General features: G+C 37.4%; 3 protein-coding genes. All 3 read left to right on the plus strand.

The features are described 5' to 3' along the window. The first annotated feature begins 320 nt into the window (after positions 1 to 320). The 3 genes from AC33VI_RS17245 to AC33VI_RS17255 all read left to right on the plus strand — a co-directional run bounded on the left by AC33VI_RS17245 (position 321) and on the right by AC33VI_RS17255 (position 5,091). Complete coding sequence (locus AC33VI_RS17245) at positions 321 to 1,658, plus strand: APC family permease (RefSeq protein ID WP_491783497.1); 1,338 nt, start codon at positions 321 to 323, stop codon at positions 1,656 to 1,658. Between the two features lie 54 nt (positions 1,659 to 1,712). Then, a complete protein-coding gene (locus AC33VI_RS17250; protein ID WP_491783498.1) occupies positions 1,713 to 2,954 on the plus strand; it encodes a hypothetical protein in 1,242 nt (413 codons plus the stop codon). 211 nt (positions 2,955 to 3,165) lie between these two features. Next, entirely contained in the window at positions 3,166 to 5,091 is a 1,926-nt protein-coding gene (locus AC33VI_RS17255; RefSeq protein ID WP_491783499.1) for an alpha-amylase family glycosyl hydrolase, read from the plus strand. The last annotated feature ends 122 nt before the right edge of the window (positions 5,092 to 5,213 follow it).

Raw genomic sequence — 5,213 nt, forward strand, 5'->3', positions numbered from 1 at the left:
GAAGTAACAAGTAAAAAGTAACGAGTAACGACAATGGACGCTGCTACTCGTTACTCGTTACTCATTACTTAAAGCGTCGAACTCCCACACCTTTTTTCGTTCACCCTTAGAAATATATAAATAATTCTGCTTGGGTACTTAAGTTCTAGATAGTACAAAGGTTCACCTTAACAGGGGTAGAACTAAGAACTAAGAACTAGTAAATTTTCCCAGAGAGCTATTCAATTAAAAACGGGGGTAAATAACTATTGGTAGTTTGTCAGTGATATGGATCGTATTCAATCTGGGTAATTTTATAATGTACCCTACAAACTGATTCAATGTCATCCAAGACAGATTCATCCAAAATCGGTTTATCGACCGCGACTTGTATTATTATTGCCAATATGATTGGCACTGGCGTATTTACTAGCTTGGGGTTTCAAGTAGTAGATTTGCAGTCGGGATTTACTCTTTTACTGTTGTGGTTAGTAGGAGGAATCTTTGCTATTTGTGGCGCCCTTAGTTATAGCGAATTGGGTGCAGCCATGCCTCATTCTGGAGGCGAATATTACTATCTCTCTCGAATATATCATCCTGTAGTCGGTTTTTTATCGGGATGGGTATCGGTAACGGTAGGATTTGCTGCACCTATTGCAGCTGCTGCCATGGCTTTGGGAGCTTATTTTTCTAGTGTATTTCCGATAGTTTCTCCTAGAGCGATCGCTTTATTCGTAGTAATTGGTGTTTCTTTAATACATACAAGAAATTTAAAATTGGGTAGCTATTTTCAACAGGGTTTTACTGTTTTGAAGGTGCTGCTGATTTTGATTTTAATTGGCTGTGGATTGTTGTTAGCTAACAGTCAAGGCTTGGAGTTTTTCCCTTCTGGGGAAGATCTTAATTTAATTTTTAGCTCGCCTTTTGCTATTTCTTTGATTTATGTTACCTATTCTTATTCAGGATGGAATGCTGCGGTTTATTTGGCTAGTGAAGTAGAAGAACCAGAAAAAAATATTCCTCGTTCTTTGATTGGGGGAACTGCGATCGTTATCGGTCTTTATTTATTACTCAATTTTATTTTTTTGTACAGTACTCCCCTCGATAGTTTGGCTGGAGAAGTGGAAGTTGGTTACATTGCTGCGGGGCAAATTTTTGGAGCTTCGGGAGCGAAAATCATGGGGATTTTAATTTCTTTTGGCTTAATCTCTTCCATTAGTTCGATGGTTTTGGCAGGGCCTAGAGTAACCCAAGTAATCGGTCAAGATATTCCTTTGTTTAAAGTATTAGCCAAGAAAAATATTAATGGTATTCCTTATTATTCAATTCTTTTACAACTGGCAATTGTAATTATTTTATTAATTACTTCTAGTTTTGATCGCGTCATTACTTATTTGGGTTTTACTCTCACTCTTTCCTCATTTATTACAGTATTGGGAGTATTTGTGTATCGTTTTCGCTATCCTCATGCTAAACGTCCCTATAAAACTTGGGGTTATCCTGTTACACCTTTAGTATTCTTAGGAATTTCTCTCTGGATGTTAGTTTTTATTTTAATGGACAAACCAGCAGAGTCTTTAGCAGGAATTACTACTTTACTAGTTGGTTTAATGGTTTATTTTGTTGCCATGAAAAATAAAAGAGCTTTACAGCCTTTGTCAATGGACAATCGATCTTAAAAATCTTTTTTCTATTTGTATTGTTATTTAGTTTAATTTTTAGGAGATATCGAGATGACTTATTCAAGCAAAAAAACTCAAACACTATTTCTAATAACTGCTATAGTTAGTGGCTTATTATTACTCCCAGGTTGTAATAATGGTAATAATAAAGTCATTACTAAAGAGACAATTTCTGAGACAGAAGCTACTAACGATACTGAAGCTGTAATTATAGAAGAAAAAATCGATCATTTAGCCAAATTTGACCTAAAACAATCAGCTGACTTAACTAATACCGCCAAACTTTTAGCTGGTATTAAAACTGAAACTAGCGAGGAGTTTTTAACTTTAGAACATAGTCCAGCTTGGCAGTCTCATTACAATACCCTCAACAATTCTTGGTCGCAGTTAAAAGAACGACAAATTTCTAAAGTTCAACAATGGTCTGCTGAAGAATTAAAGAATATTAATGCCAGTCAACCTAGTATTTTTTATCCTTTTAGTGGCCCTGATTTTCTCTATAGTTATTCCTTATTTCCCGAAGCAAAAGAAATGGTTCTTGTTGGTTTAGAACCAGTAGGTTCTGTTCCCGACCTTACTAGTCTGAATAATTCCCAATTTGACTATAAATTGCGGGAAGTTAGAAACTCTCTTTATGCAATTTTGCAATTTAGTTTCTTTCGTACGAATGATATGAAAGTAGACCTCCAAAAACAAGGAGTTTTACCTTTGTTATATGTCTTTATGGCACGAACTAACAATCGCATTTTAGATGTAGATTATGTAGGTTTAAATAAAGAAGCAAAAGTACAACCTTTAGCCGAAGGTTTAATCCCTGGAGTAAAAATTGCTTATCTTCCTGAAGGAGCAGAAGAACCCCGTACTCTTTATTATTTCTCTACTGACTTATCTAATGATGGTATTAGCAAGCATCCAGAAATTAAAGAATTTGTTGCTCAGTTAGACAACTCCGTGACCTATCTCAAGGCTGCTTCTTATTTAATGTATTATGATAGTTTTGCTGAGATTAAAGATATCGCTCTCAATCATAGTAATTATCTATTGCAAGACGATTCGGGAATGCCTTTAAATTCGTTTAATAATAATGATTGGAACTTAGAATTTTATGGCAACTACACTACTCCAATCGCTTTATTCAGTAATCGCTATCAGCCAGAATTAAGACAAATATATACCAACAATCGAGATGAAATAAAACCGCTAGATTTTGGTATCGGCTATCAATTCCAAGTCAATACTTCTAATTTAATGCTGGCAAAATCTAAAACAAATTCTGAAGTGAAAGCAGAATAGTTCGAGTCACCTTAAATTGTTGGTAAATCAAAAATAAAGCGGTGTCCTTGAAGATACCGCTTTATTTTGTCTGATACTGAGAGACTGTTTGTTATACAAGATCGCGATCGCCACCAACTTAAAAATGTAAATAAAATTTAAGCAATTTGACACAAAACTAAAAAATTGACTAAACATAAGTTAGTTTTGAAAGCTTTTTAAAATATTTTTTATGACTGCATTTTTTGCCAAACAGTCTCAAATCACGGAAAATCAAGCAAAACAAGAATTACAGACTTTAGCCTCGGAAGCCAAGCCCGAAAAAGACCTAGATCTGGACTTTATTTTCACCAGGGACATTGAATTTCGCCAAGAAACGATTTACTTTATTGTGGTCGATCGCTTTAATGACGGAGATGTAGATAATAGTGCGGGAGAAAATCCCGAACTTTACGATCGCGATAAAGAACAATGGGGCAAATATTGGGGTGGGGATCTCCAAGGAATTATTGATAAGCTGGATTATTTAAAGAATCTTGGGGTAACGGCAATTTGGCTGACTCCTCTTTTCGAGCAAGTTGAAGGTTTGTTTGTAGAAAGCGCAGCCATTCACGGTTATTGGACAAAGGATTTTAAGAGAATTAATCCTCGTTTTATTGGTAAAGACGAAAATCCTTCTCTCAATGCCACCCAAGAAGAAAAAAATACTACCTTTGATCGCCTGATTGCAGAGTTACATCAGCGCAAGATGAAGCTCATTCTCGATATTGTGTGCAATCATAGTTATCCCGACGTAGATGGTAAAAAAGGAGAACTATACGACGACGGCAAAAAAATAGCAGACTTTAACGACGATAAAGACAATTGGTATCACCATTACGGTGAGGTGACTAATTGGGAAGATGAATGGCAAGTACAAAATTGCGAGTTAGCGGGGTTAGCTACTTTTAACGAAAACAACTCCCATTATCGAGAATATATTAAATCAGCCATCAAGCAATGGTTAGATCGCGGTGTAGATGCCTTGCGGGTGGATACGGTCAAACATATGCCAATTTGGTTTTGGCAAGAGTTTAACGCCGATATTCAGGCACATAAGCCCGATGTATTTATCTTTGGCGAGTGGATTTACAATAGCCCCCATGACGAGCGATCGCTAGAATTTGCCAATAATTCGGGCATGACTGTTTTAGATTTTGGCTTGTGCATGGCGATTCGTCATGCTTTGGGCGTAGAAGATCCTAAAGGTTTTGAATTAGTTCAAGAAGTCTTAGACTTAGACTATCGGTACGATGGGGCGACGGAGTTGATTACCTTTATCGACAACCACGATATGCACCGTTTCCAAAGTCTCAATGGCGATCCAGAAATGTTACATTTGGCGATCGCCCTATTGATGACCAGTCGCGGAATTCCCTGTCTGTTTTACGGTACAGAACAATATCTCCATGACAACACTAATGCCGATAGCAACCCCTACGGTAACAACGATCCTTACAATCGTCCAATGATGACTAGTTGGGATACAGAAAGCCCTCTATATCGCAACGTACGTTTATTATCTGGTTTGCGTCGTCTCAATCCTGCGGTATCTTTGGGCAGTCAGTGGCAAAAACTAGTTACTCCAGATGTTTATAGTTACATTCGTCGCTATCGGGATTCTTTATTGTTCGTCATTCTCAATCGAGGGGAAGCCACGACTATCGAATCCATTAATACCGAACTACCCGATGGCACTCATACTTGTGTCTTGACTCGTCGTAAATTTGAAGTGGTAGATGGCAATATTACCGATTTAGAATTAGCCTCTAAAGAAGCGATCGTCATTAGTCAAGTAGGAGAGAGAGTCAAAGGTCAAACCATAGTTAGAGTTCAACTAAATGGAGTCGATACCCAACCAGGAGAAACAGTAGTCGTAACGGGGAGTTGCCCCGAATTGGGTAACTGGGATATTGCCAAAGCCTATCCTTTACAATACATCAATAAAAATACCTGGTTTGGCGAAATACCTTTTAACGAGAGTGCGGGTAAACTGATTACTTTTAAATATGCCCTCTGGCGGGAAGGTCAATCTCCTCTAAGAGAAAATATCCCTGGTCGTCGCTGGGTTGTAGCAGAAGAAGGTACGGTCAAGTGGCGCGATCGCTGGGCTAAATAATCTTAGTTCGGGATAAAATAATTGCTCGAAGAGAATAGTTTTTAGTCTTTAAACTCTGATTCCCAGCAATTCGATAAAAATCCTTCAATCCTGGAGGATTTTTTTCTGGTTTAAATACAAGA

Source organism: Waterburya sp. (genome assembly GCF_058530065.1).